This is a genomic window from Thalassospira sp. TSL5-1 (assembly GCF_001907695.1).
Lineage (GTDB): Bacteria > Pseudomonadota > Alphaproteobacteria > Rhodospirillales > Thalassospiraceae > Thalassospira.
Map to the genome: position 1 here is coordinate 1,080,652 of NZ_KV880637.1, position 18,364 is coordinate 1,099,015.

General features: G+C 54.4%; 20 protein-coding genes. 6 read left to right on the plus strand and 14 right to left on the minus strand.

What is annotated here, in order from left to right; translation table 11 throughout:
- Positions 1-132 precede the first annotated feature (132 nt).
- Positions 133-612: an RT0821/Lpp0805 family surface protein gene (locus LF95_RS05090; RefSeq protein ID WP_073953960.1), complete on the minus strand. Its 480-nt coding sequence runs from the start codon at positions 610-612 to the stop codon at positions 133-135.
- A 137-nt stretch (positions 613-749) separates the two neighbouring features.
- On the opposite strand from LF95_RS05090, the gene pdxH reads away from it, so the two are divergent.
- The gene (gene pdxH, locus LF95_RS05095) at positions 750-1,370 is read left to right on the plus strand and encodes a pyridoxamine 5'-phosphate oxidase (RefSeq protein WP_073953961.1); all 621 of its coding nucleotides are present in this window, start codon (positions 750-752) and stop codon (positions 1,368-1,370) included.
- 62 nt (positions 1,371-1,432) lie between these two features.
- On the opposite strand, the gene LF95_RS05100 is transcribed toward pdxH, so the two are convergent.
- A complete protein-coding gene (locus tag LF95_RS05100) occupies positions 1,433-1,738 on the minus strand; it encodes an ArsR/SmtB family transcription factor (RefSeq protein WP_073953962.1) in 306 nt (101 codons plus the stop codon).
- A gap of 440 nt (positions 1,739-2,178) precedes the next feature.
- Between LF95_RS05100 and LF95_RS05105 the strand changes: the two genes are divergently transcribed.
- The 3 genes from LF95_RS05105 to LF95_RS05110 all read left to right on the plus strand — a co-directional run bounded on the left by LF95_RS05105 (position 2,179) and on the right by LF95_RS05110 (position 4,598).
- Complete coding sequence (locus LF95_RS05105) at positions 2,179-3,036, plus strand: universal stress protein (RefSeq protein ID WP_073954857.1); 858 nt, start codon at positions 2,179-2,181, stop codon at positions 3,034-3,036.
- A 206-nt stretch (positions 3,037-3,242) separates the two neighbouring features.
- Positions 3,243-3,410: a hypothetical protein gene (locus tag LF95_RS22925; RefSeq protein WP_168173660.1), complete on the plus strand. Its 168-nt coding sequence runs from the start codon at positions 3,243-3,245 to the stop codon at positions 3,408-3,410.
- A gap of 441 nt (positions 3,411-3,851) precedes the next feature.
- On the plus strand, positions 3,852-4,598 hold the full coding sequence (locus LF95_RS05110; protein WP_073953963.1) for an SDR family NAD(P)-dependent oxidoreductase: 747 nt from the start codon (positions 3,852-3,854) through the stop codon (positions 4,596-4,598).
- A 92-nt stretch (positions 4,599-4,690) separates the two neighbouring features.
- Here LF95_RS05110 and LF95_RS05115 read toward each other — a convergent pair whose 3' ends face one another.
- From LF95_RS05115 to hemA, 4 genes are all read right to left on the minus strand, one after another.
- Entirely contained in the window at positions 4,691-5,527 is an 837-nt protein-coding gene (locus tag LF95_RS05115; protein WP_073953964.1) for an ornithine lipid ester-linked acyl 2-hydroxylase OlsC, read from the minus strand.
- Positions 5,528-5,802: 275 nt separating this feature from the next.
- Positions 5,803-6,324, minus strand: coding sequence for a GNAT family N-acetyltransferase (locus LF95_RS05120; protein ID WP_073953965.1), 522 nt, complete (start codon positions 6,322-6,324; stop codon positions 5,803-5,805).
- Positions 6,311-6,853, minus strand: a complete 543-nt coding sequence (locus LF95_RS05125) for a hypothetical protein (RefSeq protein WP_073953966.1) — start codon at positions 6,851-6,853, stop codon at positions 6,311-6,313. Before LF95_RS05125 ends, LF95_RS05120 begins: the two co-directional genes overlap by 14 nt.
- Positions 6,854-7,098: 245 nt before the next feature.
- The gene (gene hemA, locus LF95_RS05130) at positions 7,099-8,316 is read right to left on the minus strand and encodes a 5-aminolevulinate synthase (protein WP_073953967.1); all 1,218 of its coding nucleotides are present in this window, start codon (positions 8,314-8,316) and stop codon (positions 7,099-7,101) included.
- Positions 8,317-8,318: 2 nt separating this feature from the next.
- Between hemA and LF95_RS05135 the strand changes: the two genes are divergently transcribed.
- Positions 8,319-8,699, plus strand: a complete 381-nt coding sequence (locus LF95_RS05135) for a hypothetical protein (RefSeq protein ID WP_073953968.1) — start codon at positions 8,319-8,321, stop codon at positions 8,697-8,699.
- A 220-nt stretch (positions 8,700-8,919) separates the two neighbouring features.
- On the opposite strand, the gene LF95_RS05140 is transcribed toward LF95_RS05135, so the two are convergent.
- The 7 genes from LF95_RS05140 to LF95_RS05170 all read right to left on the minus strand — a co-directional run bounded on the left by LF95_RS05140 (position 8,920) and on the right by LF95_RS05170 (position 16,741).
- Positions 8,920-10,311 carry an aspartate aminotransferase family protein gene (locus tag LF95_RS05140; protein WP_073953969.1) on the minus strand — a complete coding sequence of 464 codons (1,392 nt, stop codon included), beginning with the start codon at positions 10,309-10,311 and terminating at the stop codon, positions 8,920-8,922.
- Positions 10,312-10,517: 206 nt separating this feature from the next.
- Positions 10,518-11,360 carry a universal stress protein gene (locus LF95_RS05145; RefSeq protein WP_073953970.1) on the minus strand — a complete coding sequence of 281 codons (843 nt, stop codon included), beginning with the start codon at positions 11,358-11,360 and terminating at the stop codon, positions 10,518-10,520.
- A 210-nt stretch (positions 11,361-11,570) separates the two neighbouring features.
- Complete coding sequence (locus LF95_RS05150) at positions 11,571-12,197, minus strand: hypothetical protein (protein ID WP_073953971.1); 627 nt, start codon at positions 12,195-12,197, stop codon at positions 11,571-11,573.
- Positions 12,198-12,287: 90 nt separating this feature from the next.
- Positions 12,288-13,274, minus strand: a complete 987-nt coding sequence (locus tag LF95_RS05155; RefSeq protein WP_073953972.1) for an ABC transporter permease — start codon at positions 13,272-13,274, stop codon at positions 12,288-12,290.
- Positions 13,271-14,224, minus strand: a complete 954-nt coding sequence (locus LF95_RS05160) for an ABC transporter permease (protein ID WP_073953973.1) — start codon at positions 14,222-14,224, stop codon at positions 13,271-13,273. Before LF95_RS05160 ends, LF95_RS05155 begins: the two co-directional genes overlap by 4 nt.
- A gap of 6 nt (positions 14,225-14,230) precedes the next feature.
- The gene (locus LF95_RS05165) at positions 14,231-15,898 is read right to left on the minus strand and encodes a peptide ABC transporter substrate-binding protein (RefSeq protein ID WP_073953974.1); all 1,668 of its coding nucleotides are present in this window, start codon (positions 15,896-15,898) and stop codon (positions 14,231-14,233) included.
- A 150-nt stretch (positions 15,899-16,048) separates the two neighbouring features.
- On the minus strand, positions 16,049-16,741 hold the full coding sequence (locus tag LF95_RS05170) for an orotate phosphoribosyltransferase (protein WP_073953975.1): 693 nt from the start codon (positions 16,739-16,741) through the stop codon (positions 16,049-16,051).
- A 260-nt stretch (positions 16,742-17,001) separates the two neighbouring features.
- Between LF95_RS05170 and LF95_RS05175 the strand changes: the two genes are divergently transcribed.
- Positions 17,002-17,787 carry an enoyl-CoA hydratase/isomerase family protein gene (locus LF95_RS05175; protein WP_073953976.1) on the plus strand — a complete coding sequence of 262 codons (786 nt, stop codon included), beginning with the start codon at positions 17,002-17,004 and terminating at the stop codon, positions 17,785-17,787.
- A 21-nt stretch (positions 17,788-17,808) separates the two neighbouring features.
- Here LF95_RS05175 and LF95_RS05180 read toward each other — a convergent pair whose 3' ends face one another.
- Entirely contained in the window at positions 17,809-18,318 is a 510-nt protein-coding gene (locus LF95_RS05180) for a DinB family protein (RefSeq protein ID WP_083607511.1), read from the minus strand.
- Between the last annotated feature and the right edge of the window lie 46 nt (positions 18,319-18,364).

The window sequence follows — 18,364 nt, forward strand, 5'->3', positions numbered from 1 at the left end:
ACGGAACCGGCATATGCGTTATTATTAGCGGGTCTTGCCCATAATCAGAAGTGTTTTTCGTGATGGGGCAAAACATAGAAAAAACGGCGCAGGGCTTGTGCGCTGCGCCGTCCTGACGGGGTGTGTCCGTGGTTAATTGACCACTTTCCAGGTGCCATCGGGCTGACGGCAGGCGGTGCCGTAGGCCGACTGTTCCTCGCCACCGATCACCACGGTTTGCTGATATTCGCGGCAATATTGGTCGGTGTCGGGTTTCTGATAGGTGCGGGTCGGCGTAATGGTGCCGGAATGGCCGCTATCGGGGTTGGTCCAGGTGCTGGTCTGGCCGACGGGCGCGGTTTCCAGCGTGTGCTGGGTGGTGTTGCGCATCATCGCGCGGTCGGCATTATCCAGCGACTTGCCGATTTCGCTGCCGATCATGGCACCCGCAAGTGTGCCCAGGGCCACGCCAACAAGCTGGCCTTTGCCTTTACCAAATTGTGCACCGGCAACGGCACCGCCAACAGCACCCAAAAGGCCACCTGCAGTCTGCTTCGTTCCCTGGTTTTCCGCACAACCGGCCAGCACGAATGTGCCCAGCATCACGGGGATGATAAAAATGCGTGCTTTCATTATATTCATGCCTACCTTGTCTTTACTGTCCCAACCGATATGTATGTCTGGCGGACTGGTCTTGCCGTGTGAGACAGTCTGTCGCAAGATGCCAACCAGTTGAGCCAAAACACGTTATAAAAGGACGGTTTAGGGTAATGGACGAAAAAATTACGACAAAAATTGGGCAGGTGCCCCACAATGATCCGTTCGATCTTTTTGATGTATGGTTCCGTGAGGCAAAAAACAAGGAAGATGCCTATCCCGATGCCATGACACTGGCAACGGCGGATGCACAGGGGCGGCCGTCTGCACGCGTTGTGCTGCTTAAGGATTTTGATCCTGAAGGATTTGTTTTTTATACCAATTACGAAAGCCGCAAGGGAACGCAGCTTGGTGAAAATCCCTATGCAGCCTTGTGCTTTCACTGGAAAAAACTGGAACGCTGCGTGCGTATCGAAGGCCCGACCCGCAAGGTAAGTGCTGCCGAGTCGGATGAATATTTTCAGTCGCGTGCGCGTGGCAGCCAGATTGGTGCCTGGGCATCGGTGCAATCACGCCCCATGTCGGGGCGGTTTGATCTGGAAAAACGGGTAGCGGAATTTACGGCCAAATTTGGTTTTGGCAAGGTTGCGCGTCCGGAACATTGGGGCGGGTATCGCCTGGTTCCCGACCGGATCGAGTTTTGGTCGGAAGGTACGTTCCGCCTGCATGATCGCCAGCTTTATACCCGCAATGTCGAGGGTAATGGCTGGCTGGTTGAAAAGCTGTTTCCCTAAGGGGCGAAGATGGCGACGTTTTTTGTTGGCTGTGCCCGCTTGCAGAAAACGTTGCCGCCTGGTTATGCCTTGTCGGGCGGGCAGAAAACCTCTTGCAGGGTCAGGATCACCTTCGTGACATTGGGGTCTTTGATCGAATAATAGATCGTTTGGGCATCGCGCCGCGTTTTGACAAGGCCATCACGCCGAAGCCGGGCAAGATGTTGTGAGAGTGCGGATTGTTTGAGCTGCAATTCGTTTTCAAGCGTTCCGACCGACTTTTCCGTTCCGCCAAGTGAACACAAAATCATCAAACGCCACTGGTTTCCCAGGGATTTGAGAAATTCGGAAGCCTCAAGCGCGTTTTCATACAGTTCGCTATAATTCATTGGTTTCGGTCTTTGTCCGTCGGCTTGCGGGTTCAGATATATGCCGGGTTGGCGCGTGCCTAGCGGCTTTTCCATTCACGGTTTTTAACATTCGATGGTGTTAATGTTACATTTTGGAACGCCGCGTCAAAAACAAAATGGAAATTGGTAGAATTGTTTTTGGGTTTTATCCTGTTTCGACGCATTAATTTTGCCCCACGCTTTCAACATTGATACGAACAGGGTGAAAGACAATATCGTCGCGAAAATTTGCAGCTGTCGTTATCGCGAGGTAACGTAACGGAACTTTGAGAAATTACAGTTTCTTGATTTCTGACAAAGACGACATAATGAATTAGCGTGAAACTGCCTTTTTACAGATCACTGCGATCCTGTTGCGATTATCCCGCCCGTCAGGATGGCAGAACGATCAGGCTCAACCGAATATGGGGTATGAAACCATGGCTGTACGCACAATTTTGGCTCCGGTTGCTGGATCGGAAATGGACCGGCGGGTTCTTGCACTGGCGTTTAGTGCTGCCCGGCGCTTTGACGCGCATCTGGAAGTGATATTTGTTGCCCCCGAACCACAGGATGTTATTCCGATTGTGGGGGAGGGCATGTCGGGCCTGATCATTGAAGAAATGATGGGGGCCGCCGAAAAGGAAACCAAAAAACGCCTGGCAAATGCCGAGGCCGCCTATCGCACCGCGCGCGAGGCCGCCGGTATTGACGAGGCTGATGCACCGCGACCCACCCTGCAGCCGACTTGTGCGTGGCGTCGGGATGACGGGCGCGAGGATGAAACCGTTGCAAGGCGCGGGCGATTGTTTGACCTGGTGGTGATTGGCCGGGACCCGCGCGAAGCCGCCGCATCGCTGACATTTGATGCCTGTTTGATGGAAACCGGGCGACCCTTGCTGGTGGCACCGGAAACCGTGCCGGGCGATGTGGGCTCGAAGGTAATGATTGCCTGGAATGGCGGGGTCGAGTCTGCCCGGGCGGTGACATCCTCGATGCCGCTTTTGCGCCAGGCCAGCGAAATTACCATTGTCAGTGTGGGTGAAGTCCCGCATGGCCGCGCCACCGCACAGGCGCTCGCGGAACAGTTTGTCTGGCATGGGGTGAAGGCCAAAGTTGATCTGCGCCCGGACCAGTCAAACGTGGCGGCGGCCCTGATGGATGCGGCAAAAAATTGCGAGGCAGATAGCATCGTTTTGGGGGCTTATAGCCATTCGCGCTTCAAGGAAATGATTTTGGGCGGTGTGACCCAGGATATGTTGGCAAAATGTGCATTGCCGTTGTGGATAATGCATTGACGCAAACGTCACCCATCTTGTTGAAACTCCACTAGAAAGTCCTGATCAGGGATTTTCGGTGGCAAAAAGGCGCGGTTTTCTGCGCCTTTTTTTGTTGCGCCTGCGAAAAAAAAGGATCAGGCTCTGGGTAATTATTACAAAAAAATGTCTTAGGGTCTGTGGGCGGCTTTCGTCCTGGAGAAATGTCTGGCAAAGGGTGATCCCAAATGTTGTCTTTGCGCGATGTAATAGATTTCGCCGCAATGTCCGAAGAACTTGCTTCTGAAATTGCTGAAACGGCACAGCTTCCCGATCTTGGGGCTATGTTCCATCGGCATTATCAGGCAGTTGATAGTGTTCCTCCTTGTGGCGCGAACGACACCGAGACGGATTGATATCCGTCATCCCGGTTTAACCTTTTATCTTTAACCAGGCTTGTGCCTGTCGTTCTCTTTCGCAGTGGCGATAGACCATGACGTTGCCGTGGTTGGTAAAATGCGGGTTTGATCCCATATCCCCTGGGGCACGGCACGACGTGTTTCAAAGAAGACCGGGCTGTTTATTTTAAACAGATCCCGTCTTGGTCTATCCTTGCGTTTTTGCTTGCGGCCGGACAGGTGGCAGGCAGATATATTTCCCGATTTTGATTGCAGGTGGTGGCGGTTAGGCCAAATTTGGCCTATATCGACGGGATACATCAATGTGCATTCTGACCGGCAAAGTTATTGTTTCATCAGGATGTTCAAGGATTGCCGCGCCGGGGCAGATGACGGTCCCGCGTGACGGGTTCGGGATATAAACGGCGTTTTGTGCGCCATCAGCAGGGATAGCATTTAATGAGCAACGCCGCCGCACCCAAAACCGTTGTTCTGACCGGTGCCAGCCGCGGGATCGGACATGTTACGGTTGGTTATTTTGCCAAACGGGGCTGGCGGGTTATTTGCTGTTCCCGCGAGGCGCCGCCCCCCAGTTGCCCGCGTGACCCGGCACAGGGCATTCACATCCGTGCCGATCTTTCCAAACCCGAAGATGTGGAAAGTTTCATTGCCCAGGCCAATGAATTGCTGGGCGATGACCCGCTTCATGCCCTGGTCAATAATGCCGGGGTCTCGCCCAAAACACCTTACAAGGAACGTTTGGGGTGCCTGAATGGCGATTTGTCGGGCTGGCGCGATGTGTTTGAAATCAATTTCTTCACGCCGTTAACATTGTCGCGCGGTTTTGCCGCGGCTCTGCATCGCGGCAAGGGTGCGATTTGCAATATCACCTCGATTGCCGGGCATTATGTGCATCCGTTTGCCGGGTCGGCCTATTCCACGTCAAAGGCGGCCCTTTCGGGGCTGACGCGCGAAATGGCGGTGGAATTTGCCGAGCTGGGTGTGCGAGTGAATGCCGTGGCACCGGGTGAAATCAAAACAGCCATGATCTCGCCGGAATACGAGGCCCTTGTTCCCCGCATCCCCATGAACCGCATGGGCACGCCAGAAGATGTCGCCGCAGCGGTACATTATCTGGTGGGCGATGAATCGAGCTATGTGACCGGGACGGAAATTTTTGTTACCGGCGGCCAGCATCTTTATTAGGTCATTCAATAGAGCGTGTCCTGCCAAAACAAAACCCCGAACCGGCAACAGTTCGGGGTTTTTCGTGTAGGAAGGACGCGATAAAGCAGCGCTCAGGGTTTGGGCTGATTGCGCAATTTTTCGGCTTCAGCGTAAAATTTCTTTTCCCATTCCTTATGATTATCCAGGCCTTCGCGCAGGAACGGGGTAAAGATGGCAAGGTTCATCAGGATTTTATGAACCAGGACTGCGGGGAATTTCAGCGGCTTTTCAAAATCGACAAACAGGACCACCCGGGTTTTGTCGGTATGGTTCCAGGCCTCATGTTCATAGGCATCGTCAAAAATCAGAACCTTGCCTTCTTCCCAGTGGCAAACCTGTTTATCGACCCGAATGGCAAGTTTATCGGCCGGTTCCGGCACGATCAGGCCCAAGTGCATGCGCAGAACCCCGTTATAGGGGCCGCGATGGGCCGGAAGATGCTTGCCCGGTTCAAAGATCGAGAACATCGCTGTTTTAAGGCCGGGGATTTTATTGACGATACGCCAGGTTTCCGGACAGCTTTGAATGGCTTTTTCCGATTTGACGCCAAAACCCAATAGGAAAAAGGTTTTCCAGTGATTATCGGTCGAGATGGTTTTGACGTCGGTTGAAATATCCTGAAACGAGGGCAGGTCCGCCTGGCGCTGTAAAACCTGGTCGAGTTCCTTGCGGATGGCAGGCCATTCCTTTTCGATCTCGGCCGCCCAGGGGAATGTCGCATTATCGTAAACGGGCGGATTGCCAAGTTTGGCATATTTGTAATTCAGCCGTTCGGCCCAGGAAACGATGCCCATAAAAAAGCGGGTAATGCGGCTGGGCCTGTCCATCGGATCAATGCCGTCGGTGCCAAAAGTCTGCTTGGGTTCGCGCGACACTTCTTCTTCAATTGTAGCGTTAGACTGGGGCAACTTCACACTCTTTCAAAAACAGGCACATTCACGGTTTGATTGCCAATTATGCACAGAAACAAGGCAATATTTTGTAAAAACATAACACTAGCGCCTCTGCCAATCCTGGTCAAACAGGTCTGGGCATTTGTTGGCATATATATTCAAGTCATTAAGGGAGGGATTTGAAATACCACCCGACAGCGGAAAGGGAGCGGGGTCAGGTGCGTCGGTTTAAGGTAAGGGGCCCGGGCGTTGGCGGGAGCCGAGACACGGCGGGAGATGGGACAGGTTGGTCAGACACCAAATGCAGCATCATAGTGAACAATACCGGTGGGTATATCACTTTCAAATGACTGGACCATGAAGTATTGCGCCGGCGCGTTGGGGAATGTCAGCTTGGGCGATGGCACAAACCCGAATTTTTGATAATAGGCGGGATCCCCGAGAACCACACAACCACCCGCCGTGCCGGTTTTTTCAAGGATGGCCAGCCCTTGTGTGATCAGGGCCTTGCCAATGCCCTGGCGTTGCTGGTCGGGGGCGACCGAAACCGGACCAAGCCCGTACCATTGAGCGGGAGCCCCTTGTGTGCCAGCGATGTAAATGGGAGAAAAGGCGACGTGGCCGACAATCTGGGCGCCCCGGCAGGCGGCCAGTGAACAGGCAAGCTTGCAGCTGTTGCGAAGACGGTCAATAATATCCTGTTCGGTGCCGTCGCTGTGTTTGGCCCCTGCAAAAGCCCGGCGGGTCAGCGCGTGAATACGGCCCTCATCCCCGTGCTGTTCGGGGCGGATGTTAATATCAGCCGGTAACAAGGGTCTCAAGCCAGGCCTGTTTTTGTTTCAGGCGGGCAATTTCCATGTCGATCCAGCTAATAAACGCACCTTCATCATTTTCGTGCTGGTCGCGCAGGGCCAATATGCGATCAAGGTCAAGTTCGCAAACATCCTTCAGGATTTCCACCTGGTCCTGGCGGGTTTCAGCATCGAGCAAATGCAGGAACCGCATTTTAAGCGCCATCACAAGACGGGAAAGCTCGCCCGAGGTATCGCGCAATGTGCCTTGCATTAATTCGTTGAATTTGCTGCGGCCTGCATCGGTCAGCGAAAGTTCGCCTTCCCCTTTGCCGCCAGCACTGCAGGTTTCACGCACTAAGCCTTCCAGTTTTAAAAGCTGGAGGGATGAGCCCATCATATCAAGCGATGGCCCCATGATATGGGCGGTGAAATGGCGAACCTGATTGGCCAGATCGGCATAGCTGATCGGCTTGTCCGAGAGGGCCAAAGTTCCAAGTGCGCACAGGCGAAGGCATTCTTTGGGCAGCAAGGTTCTATCCGTATACATGGCGGTTCCCGATCCGTTACGGGCCCGACGTTATCGCGAACGGTTCTTAATTGCAAGAGCTTTGATGATCCCGCAACTTTATCCCGTATGGTGAATATAGAACCAACCCCGTTAAATGCAAACAGGGCATAAAGGATCTTTTCCGGGAATAAAGCAATGTAGAAGGGGGAATGGCCCGGAATCAAAAAGGCCGCCCCGAAGGAGCGACCTTTTTGTGACAGGATGTCTCGATCAGAAGCTGATGATCAGGCAGCCTTTTGAATGCCAAGCTGGCCCCAAACCGTCAGCAGGGAACTGATCAGATGGTCGATCAATTCGTCATTATGCAGCGGGCCGGGGGTAAAGCGCAGGCGCTCGGTTCCGCGCGGCACGGTCGGATAGTTGATCGGCTGGACGTAAATGTCGTGATCATACAGCAGGCGGTCGCTGGCTTCCTTGCACATGGCGGCATCCCCCACCATCAGCGGGACGATATGGCTGGGCGCGTCCATAACCGGCAGGCCAGCCGCACGCATGCGTTTGCGCAGTGTTTCGGCGCGTTCCTTCTGGGCTTCGCGTTCAACATTGCTTTCTTTAAGGTGGCGAATGCTGGCAAGCGCACCGGCAGCAATGCTGGACGGATGGGAACTGGTGAAAATAAAGCCATTGCCAAAGCTGCGGACAAAATCGATAACTTCGCTGTTGCCCGCAATGTAACCGCCCACAACACCAAATGCCTTGGCAAGGGTGCCCTGGATAATGTCAACGCGATCCATCACACCATCACGTTCGGCAACACCCCCACCATGCGGGCCATACATGCCAACCGCATGGACTTCGTCCAGATAGGAAAGGGCATTGTATTTTTCGCACAGATCAAGAATTTTGCTGATCGGCGCAATGTCGCCATCCATCGAATAAACCGATTCAAAGGCGACAATCTTGGCGCGGTTGGGGCCAAGGTCAGCCAGAATCTGTTCAAGATGTTCAAGGTCGTTATGTTTCCAGATGCGGCGTTCGGCCTTGGAATGGCGCATGCCCTCGATCATGGAATTGTGGTTGAAGGCATCGGAAATGATCACGCAGTCAGGCAGTTTCGAGCCAAGGGTGGACAGAGTCGTCCAGTTGGCGACGTAACCTGACGTCATCAGCAGGGCAGCTTCCTTGCCATGCAGGCTGGCAAGTTCTTCTTCCAGTGCGACATGGACATGGTTGGAGCCGGAAATATTGCGTGTTCCCCCAACGCCGCCACCCTGGCCGGTAATGTCGGCCTTCATGGCTTCAATGACCTTCGGGTGCTGGCCCATGCCAAGATAGTCATTCGAGCACCAAACTGTGATTTTGCGCGGTTTTTCACCGTTGCCAGTATGGAGCCAGGCGCGCGGAAATTCACCGACGATGCGCTCAAGATTTGCGAACACACGATAACGGCCTTCAGCCTTCAGGCCACCAATCGCGTCTTTAAAGAAATTATTATAATTCATCTTTGCATCTTTCGCCTGTCACTTCGCGGTTCTATGCGGAATATCCCGCGAAGTTTTTTTTCTTTCCCGCTGGCTTTGCAACTGGCGGGACCAGCATTTCCGGGCGCATCCTGTCCGGGGGTGTGGTGCGCTTATCGTCTTTTTCAGACCTGGGCGCATTGACCCGCATCAAATTTTTAAGCGATTCCAGTCTCACCAGGAAGCTTGCTGGCAAAAAGGCGGTCCATCCTGTTTCTATGTCGATCTCGCCCCTGACCCACAATTTGGCGGTAATAAACGTGTTTGGCAAGACCAACTGCCGTAATTTCGCCAAAACTGGCGATGCGATACGATTAAACGGCGCAAAACCTGTCTCTTTCGACGGCGCAAACACGGATGTGTGATGGAAATCAGATTGCTGCCGATGAAATTTTTAATGTGTTTAAAATGGTTTGCGGCGTTGAAACGGCAAAATATTTCGTCAGAGTCGTGTCCGATGACAGACAGATATAATCGCCATGCGCAAAAGACAGTGCTGTCATGCCCCTAAGGGTTCGTCAGGCCCGTTTCCATAAAACGGGCCTGACGTCGCAATTTATGGCCTTTTTACACGGTAAAGCAAAATCAAATCGATTGATGCCACTTGGTTAGGGCGATTTCAATTTTGTCGAACATGTCGTCGATTTGCTCATCGGTAATGATCAGCGGCGGGCACAGGGCAACGCTATCGCCCATTGCCCGGAGAATAACGCCTTCCTGCAGGCACAGTTCGGCAACCGCCTTGCCCGCCCAGCCGGTGGGGGCAAAGGGTGTTTTGGCGCATTTGTCGGCCACCAGTTCAAAGGCCCCAATCAGGCCGCGTCCCCGAGTTTCGCCCACATTGTCAAATTTGTTAAGATCGCGCAGGCGTTTCTGGAAATGGCCCATCACATCGCGCACATGATCAACGATGCCGTCTTCCTCGTAAATTTTAAGGGTTTCAAGGGCAACGGCAGCCGCCACCGGATGGCCCGAATAGGTAAAGCCGTGACCAAATACGCCCACCTCATCGGCCCCTTTTTTCAGGGCGGCATAAATCTTTTCGTTGATGAACAATGCCGAGATCGGCTGATAGGCCGATGAAAGCTGCTTTGCCACCGTGATCATATCGGGTTTGAGGCGAAAGGTTTCGCTGGCAAACATGCGACCCGTCCGGCCAAAGCCACAAATCACTTCATCGGCAATGAACAGAATGTCATAGCGCGCCAGGACTTCCTGAATTTTATCAAAATAGGTGCGCGGCGGGACAACCACGCCGCCCGCGCCCATGATCGGCTCGGCAATGAAGGCGCCAATGGTTTCCGGGCCTTCCGCCTGGATCAGATCCTCAAGGGTTTCGGCCATGCGGGTGGCAAAGTCTTCTTCGGTTTCATAGGGCTGGGCTTCGCGCCAGAAATGCGGTGTTTCGGTGTGCAAAATGCGGTCAATCGGCAAGTCAAACAGCTTGTGATTGCCCGGAAGCCCGGTGAGCGAGGCCGAGGCAACGGTGACTCCGTGATAGCCGCGTTTGCGCGAAATGATTTTCTTCTTTTCCGGGCGGCCAATGGCATTGTGATAATACCACACCATCTTGATCGCGCTGTCGGTGGCTTCGGACCCCGAATTGGCGAAAAAGATTTTTGACATCGGCACCGGTGCCATTTCCAGAAGCTTGCTTGCCAAATCAATGGTCGGGTTGGTGCTGCGCGAGGCGAAATTGTGGTAAAAGGGCAGGGTTTCAAGCTGCTTTGTCGCGGCGGCAACCAGGCGTTTTTCACTAAAACCCAGCGACGCACACCATAATCCGGCCATGCCTTCAATATAGTTTTTGCCACTATCATCGCTGACATAAATGCCGTTGCCCTTGGTAATGACCAGCGGGCCGGTTTTTTCATGCGCGGTGAAATTGGTGTAGGGGTGCAATACGCTGGCAACGTCGCGGCTGGCAGCCGAATTGCCCAAACCTGCGTTTAATGTGCCGGAATCGGATGTGGTCATGGCAAACCTCAAAAGCGGATAAATTGATCTGTTGGGCAGACTTTATCGACTTGATGGAACGGGGGGAATCATTTCTTGCAGGCAGCGGCAAACCACCCTGTGCAAGGTGGTTGCGCGGTGGTGTGTCGGTGGTGTCTTGATGATATTCAAAACAACAAAACGGCCAATCATAAGACTGGCCGTTTTGCGAAGGCAGATGAAAAAGATTAGTGCGAGAACAGAACCGGCACGGTCATATGCTTGAGCAGATGTTGCGTTACACCGCCCAGCATCAATTCGCGCAGGCGCGGGCGGCCATAGGCCCCGCACAGCATAAGGTCGATGCTTTCATCGGCAGCACGCGACAGCAGGAGGTCGCCAACGCTAATACCTTCGGCATTCATGGTTTCCTTGCGCACATTGACACCATGACGTGCCAGGCGGTCGGCAATATCCACACCGGGAACCGGGATGGAATCGCGCGCGGCCTTGTTGGGGTCCGCACACAGCACCAGGGCGGACTTGGCATTTTCCAAAAAGGACATGCCATCATTTACGGCGCGAACGGCTTCGCGATAAGGTTTCCAGGCCACCATGATCCGGGTGCCGATGGTTTCATATTTTCCATAACGCGGCACAACCAGAATGGGGGCACCTGCGGTCAGAATAACCTTGTCAGGCATTTCCGAGGTCGAGGACGGGTCGGAGCTTTCCGGGTCGTACTGGCCCAGAACCGTCAGGTCATGATGGCGGGCATACATGGCAACGGTATCGGCAATTTCGGTGGCAAGGCAATTTACTTCCTGCCAGTTAAACGGAACACCCGCCTGTTCGCAGGCTTCGGTGAAGGCGACCTTGGCCGATGCTGCGCCCTCGCGGATGGTGCGACGCTGGGCTTCCATGATGTCGGCGGAAATTTGCACTTCCATGAAACGCGGGATTTCTGCACGGGGCAGAACATACAGGCCGGTCAGATGGGCCTTGTGTGCCTTTGCAACATTCAGCGCCACCGAAAGCCGTTCGGCGCAGGGTTTGGTATTGTCAATGTGGACAAGCATATCGCGAAACATCTGCCAGAAGCTCCTTCTTCTGCGGCCCGGGACATCTGGAACGACCGGGCGATAATGATGAAGGCAGGATAAACCAGCGATTTGACGTTCACTTTGTTCTATCTCAAAACAGTTTGCAAAAACCTGCCTTTAGCATCGTTTTTATAGTGGTGACGATGCAACTTTAAGGTGACGTCGCTGTAAATTCAATGTTTTCGCTGGCGGTGCTGTCTAGTTGCCGGGGATCAAGGGAATTTCTTTTTCCATCGACGGTTCGGTTGAAGACGCCCGGCGCGGGACATTTCCGACGGGCGAGGAGTATTGCGAAAAATCGTTTGCTGTTTGTGGCACGATCGGGTCGGTGAAATCCGTACCCGAAATCACGCCGAGGCTTTGGCGAAGCTGGCGTGACAGATTGGGCCAGTTGACCTGAAATGTCGTGCAGGCGGCGGCATCGGCCTCGGTCAGGCAACGATTTGCCATGCGGTCCAGAATGCCCAGGGCAATGCGGGCTTCGTCCAGTTCGGTTTGTTGCGTGGGGCTTAGGGCGGTGGCGGCCCCCTGATAGGGGATTGCCGTGCCGTTCGGGTTTGGCATCATCGTGCCCGGTTCGGGGCGCATTGGCTGTTGGGGCGATGCCATGTTCCGGGCGGCAGAGGAGGATGGTTGCTCATCCTGCCGGGCGGGCGGTGTTGCATTGGCGGCTTCGGGCGCGGGGGCATTCCAGCTCCAGGGGGTGACAATCCCCGAAGCATTGGTGGCAGAAGGCTGTGCCGGTGGGGTCATTGGGGCGCAGGCAAAAAGGGCCAGCAAACCTGCCAGCGGAACAGCGCATCGCAAAATACCACGATATGTCATGCAGGGTTCCTTTGCCCGTCGATTGCACAGCCCCAAGCAGGGGCGTTGCCGCCATGATATTGTTTCTATTACGAAGTGTAGACCGTTAATTTATTGTGCCGTTTGTGGATCATTCTGTCCAGTTGCAGGGGCAACGTCGTTACTGGCGCGCGGGTCCAGGGCATCCTGAAGGCCATCGCCCAGGAAATTGACCGCAATCACCGTGATAAAAATCAGCAAGCCCGGCCACAATGCCAGCAACGGCGCATCCCAGATAAATTCCTGTGCATGGGTCAGCATATTGCCCCAACTGGGCACGGGCGGCTGAATGCCCAGCCCCAGAAAACTCAGCACGCTTTCCATTAAAATGACGTTCCCCACCGCAAGGGTGGTGGCGATGATGATGGGGGTCACAACATTGGGCAGGATATGCCGCCAGATAATGCGCCCCGGCCCGGCCCCCAAAGCACGGGCGGACAGGACAAATTCGCGTTCGCGCAGCGCAAGGGTCGCCGCCCGTACCAGGCGGGCCACGGTCGTCCAGCCAAACAGGGCGATGATCAGAATAATGCGATAGAGGCTGAAACTTTCACCATTGATCACATCGCGCGGAATGCCGAGCTTACCTGGATCAATGGCGGCAAGCACAATGAGCAGCGGCAAAAGCGGCAGGGAAATGACGCCATCGGTAAAGCGCATCAAAAAGCCATCCAGCCACCCGCCGCGAAATCCGGCAATAACACCAATGAAGGTGCCAATCACGGCGGCACACAGGGCAGAACTGACCCCGACCATAAGCGATACCTGCCCGCCATATAGCAGGCGCAGCAACACATCGCGGCCCAATTCGTCCGTACCGAGCGGATGTTCCCAACTGGGCGGGCCATAACGCGAAAACAGGTCCACCGCCTGGGCATCGGTACCCAGCCAATGGGCAATCAGCGGGGCCGCCGCCGATGCCACGGCAAATAGCAGCAAAATAACCAGGCTGATCCAGGCCAGTTTGTGCCGGGAAAAACGGCGGACGGCCAGCCGCCACGGGCTGGCGGATTTTGCGCGGAGCTTTGCCGTTTTTGGCGCAGGGTTTTGTCGGGTCATGACAGCTTCACCCTTGGGTCCAGCAGCTTGTAGCCAATATCGGCCAGAAGATTGCCAATCAGTGTTACCAGCGTTGCCAGCATCAAACCCGCCATCGCCAGATTATAATCTGACCCGATCACGGCATTATAAATCAGCCGTCCCATGCCGGGCCAGGAAAACAGGGTTTCGGTAATCAGCGCGCCGGAAAAAAGACTGCCAAATTCCAGCCCCAGCAGGGTGACAACCGGCATCATGCCATTACGCAGGGCATGGCGCACCACAACACCGCGTTCCGACAGACCCTTGGCCCGTGCGGTGCGGATAAAATCCTGGCGCATCACCTCGATCATGGAACCGCGTACAAAGCGGATGTGCGATCCGACACTGGCAATGGTCAGGGTGGCAACGGGCAATATCAGGTAACGCAAACCTTCCCACCCCTGGGCATCATCCAACTGCCCTGTACCCCCTGCCGGAAGCCAGTGTAGCGATACGGCAAAAACCAGAATCGCGACCAGACCCAGCCAAAAGGGCGGAATGGAAACACCGGCAAAGGCCGCAAGGTTAATGCCGTAATCACGGAAGGAATGGGGTTTTAAGGCGGCGTAAATCCCGGCGGGAAGGGCGATGGCTAGGGATAGCGCCCAGCTTGCCAGCATCAATTCCAGGCTGTTGATCAATGCCGGACCAATAAGGGCCGTTACGGGCTGGGTAAACAGGCGCGAATAACCAAAATCACCGTTCAGGGCGGACCATAACCAGTGAAACCAGCGCAGGATCAAAGGTTGATCCAGCCCGTAAAGCGCCTTGAGCCGCGCCACATCGGCCGAAGTAATGGCCGGGTTTGCCGTGATCATAAGGTCAATCGGGTCGCCGGGCATAAGCCCGATCAGCACATAGGCCCCGAAGGAAACCAGCAGCATCACAAGGGCGGTTTGCCAAAGCCGGGTAAAGATAAAACGCCGCATGATGGTTTACTGATCCGTCCGATACCATTGTTCTGCCCAAAGCGAGCTTGGATACATATGCCCCGTGGGGCGAATACCCTTGAGCCATTTGGGGAAAATGAAACCCTGTTCCCCATGATATAGCGGCAGGGCGGGCAGGTCGGTCGCATAGATTTTTTGCAATTCATGCCATAGTGGCACGCGTTTGTTAAAATCCAGTTCCAGTTCGATCTGGTCGATCAGGGCATCAACCTTCGGGTTGCTATATCCGGTATAATTCTGCCCCTCGAAATGGTTTTCGGCGGTCGGGATCTGGTCGGATTTCAGAATGGTCAGCGGCAGATGTTCGGGGGCTGACAGCCAGCCAAATATCGCCAGCCCGTCAAATTTGCGTTGCGGCAGGGTTTCGCCAAACAAAACCCGGGCAGGCTGGTTCAGAATATCCACATCAATGCCCGCCTGTTTCCAGCGGTTCTGCAACACCTGCTGGATCAACTGCCCGGTGCTGCTTTCGGTTGCGCCATACAGGGTGAAATGCAAAGTGTCGCCCTTGTCATTTTTGCGCATGGCTGTGCCGGTGCGCATCCATCCGGCTTCATTTAACAGGGCATCGGCCTTTGCCGGGTCAAACGGATAATGCGCGACATCATCGGTAAAGACCGGATCATCGGGGTGAATGAAATCCAGCGCCGGGGTGTTTTTACCGGCAAACAGTTTTTGGCTGATTTCATCGCGGTCGATGGCATATAGCAGGGCCTGGCGCACCCTGCGGTCGCCCAGCGGGGCAAAGGCGCTGTTTACGTCCAGATGATAATAGGACAGGCCCTTTTTATAGATGATGTCGTATTTGTCGCCAAACCGCTTTTGAAAGGCGATGACCTTGTCAATCGAAAGGCCGATTTCGCCGGGCGTGTAGTCAATTTCACGGGCACGCAGCGAGGCCTCCAGCGCGGCGGTATTTTCAAAATTGCGCAACTGGATGGATGTGATTTGCGGTTTGTCGCCCCACCAATAGGGGTTGGCCTCCAGCATCACCGCGCTGGCAGTAATCACCTTTTTGACCAGATAGGGGCCAAACCACAGGCCCGGTGTATCGGGCGCGGTGACATAAAGGCTGCGTTTCTGATAGGTCGCCGGGTCCTGGTCATAGACCGGTTTTTCAAGGTGGGCAGGCAGAATTTCAACACCCAGAAAGGCATTATAGCTGTAATCAATGCGGTCCATCGTGACGGTAAAGTGATGGTCATCAATCATGTTGAAATCAACGATGCGGTTGTAAACTTCCTTGTTGGCAACCGCGACCTTTTCGTTTTTACCCACCTCGATGCTAAAGGCGACATCCTTTGTCGTCAACGGTGCGCCATCGCCCCATTTGGCATTTTCCGGCAGCGACAGGCTAAGTTGTACGCCTTCTTTGCCGTCCTTCAAGGGCACACGTTTTGCCAAGCCATTTTCAAAGGATGGCACGGTGTCGCACATCATGCAGGCAATTTTCCATTCATGGTTATAAACCATGATCGGACGGCGCACGAAACCCAGGATATAGGATTGCACGGCCGAGGATGAAAAGGCGGGATGCAGTGTTTCGGGATAGCCACTAATACCTATTTTAAGGGTTTCTTCGGCCTTGGTGAGGCTGGTAGAGGTGATGATCGTTACCCATGCCAGCAGCAATATCCCGAAAAATTTGCGCATTCATGCCTCCGTCTGGCGGGCGGACCCGCTGAATTTTCATTGGCTTTCAATGTGATTGAATTTGAAGTGCGGTGCAATGCCTGGATGTTGCCATGAAAAAAGGCCGCCGGAATGCGGCGACCTTGAAACATGTTTTATGCAATTCGCTGCTTAGTCGTGCTTGCCGCCATGTGCCTTGGACCATCCGATTGGATCGGCCAGGAAATCGCGCACGCCCTCAATGGCGTCCTTGCTGAAATATTCGCCTTCTTCTGCAACGGCGAGCACATCGTGCCAGGTGCATAGATAATGCAGGTCGATATCGTCCTTTTTCAGTTCTTCCAGTGCATTGGGGAAGACACCATAGAAGAACACGACAAAGGCATGTTTGCATTCGGCACCGGCTTCGCGGATGGCATTGACAAAGTTGACCTTCGATGCGCCATCGGTTGCCAAATCTTCGACCAGCAGAACACGCTGGTTTTCATGAATGTCGCCTTCAATACGCGCCTTGCGGCCAAAGCCTTTGGGCTTTTTGCGGACATACTGCATCGGCAGGTCGAGCGCCTCTGCCAGCCACGCAGAATAGGGAATACCTGCGGTTTCGCCACCCGCAACCGCGTCAAAGCGTTCATAACCGGCGTGATCCGAAATCTGGCGGGCGGCTAGGTCGATGACTTTGCGACGTGCACGCGGAAACGAAATCAGCTTGCGGCAGTCAATATAGGTGGGGCTGGCCCAGCCGGATGTCAGGATATAGGGTTCTTCCGGGCGAAAATTGACCGCATTAATATCCAGCAGGATACGGGCGACAGTTTTGGCGGCATATGAACAGTGCGACGCTGTTTTTGACTGATCTGACATGGCTGTAGTTCCTCTGGGCTCGGATGACGGCCCGTCTTAGCCGTTTCTGCGCAAAAGCGCAAAGAAAAGCCGCTGTCTAATTGGTCAGGATTGCCGATTTGTTGTTTCCGGGGGGCCGTCATGTCCTGTGTGGCGGGATGATACAAATACAGGTTATAATTGTAATGCGCCGACGACGCAGATGACTCGCCGATTGGCAAGTCAGGCAATTCGCGCTATCGGTTGATGATCCTGATCCCATTGAGAAAGAGGGCGAACCCATGACGAATGATGCCGGACTGGCCACGGATATTGCGGAGGGGATTGCCACTGTCACCATTTGTCAGCCAGAGCGTAAAAACGCACTGACCAAACCGATGTGGGCGGAACTTTCCCGCCTGATTGCCGATTTGGGCGTGCGGGATGATTTGCGCTGTGTGGTTATTCGCGGCGGGGCCGGGGCCGGGTTTGGCGCCGGGGCGGATATTCATGAATTTGTGCGCGAACGGCGCGGTTTTAACAAGGCGCGTGATTATGGCCTGTTGCATGCCGAGGCCCTGCAAAATATCCAGTCCTGCCAGCATCCGGTGATTGCCGCGATTGACGGGGTTTGTGTCGGGGCCTCAATGGTGCTGGCGGCGGCGTGCGATTTTCGCATTGCCGCCGATGATGCCCGTTTCATGATGCCACCGATGAAGCTGGGCGCAACCCTGGGATACCCGGAATTGCAAATTCTGCTTGATGTGCTGGGGCGGGCGACCCTGATGGAAGTTCTGTTTGAAGGGCAGATGTTTGATGCGGCCCGTGCCCTTAAGATCGGTTTTGTCAGCCAGGTCGTGGCGATAGAAGATTTTGAAAACGAAATTGAAAACGTTGCTGGCCGGATTGCCCGGGGTGCGCCGATCAGCCAGCGGATGCACAAAAAAATGATCAACCGCCTGGTCGAGGGCGGTACCATTTCACCGCGTGAATTTGATGATGGCTACCTTGCCTTTGACAGCGACGATTTCGAGGAAGGTTATTCCGCGTTCCTGGAAAAACGCAAACCGGTCTTCCAGGGACGCTAGGAATATCGCCGTTTAATCAGGTCAAAATGGCATGCCCGGCGTTAACGGAACGTCGGTAATGCCGTAATCCACACCCATTTTGTGCAGTTCGCTGGTAATTTGCGACCTATGATGGGTCTGGTGATTGAAAATCTGCAGATACAGCACCTGCAAGGGGACATCACGCACGATGCCGTCCACATCGGCGAGGGTGCGGATATTGTCCTGCCAGCCGATATTTTCAGGATCGGTCAGGGTTTCCAGATAGGCATCCATGTCTTCGCGCTGGCGGCGTAATTCGGCAAAATCATCGGCGATAATGATGGTCGGTGTGAAGGCACCCGGGTTGCCGCCCTTCAGCAGTGTGGTAATGCGCTGATCAATATACAGAATGTGATTAAGTGTGGCGTGGATGGAGCCAAAAAACATGCCGCGATCCGCCCGGCGGGCGTCATCGCCGATTTGGTCACATAAATCAAACAGGACGCGGTTTTGCCAGCGATTGTAGCGGGCCATTTCGCGCCCGCAGGCGTTAAAATCCATAAGTGGCATATGAGTGTTCCTGTTTTTAGGATTTGAAAGGGGTGTTTCAGGCGTC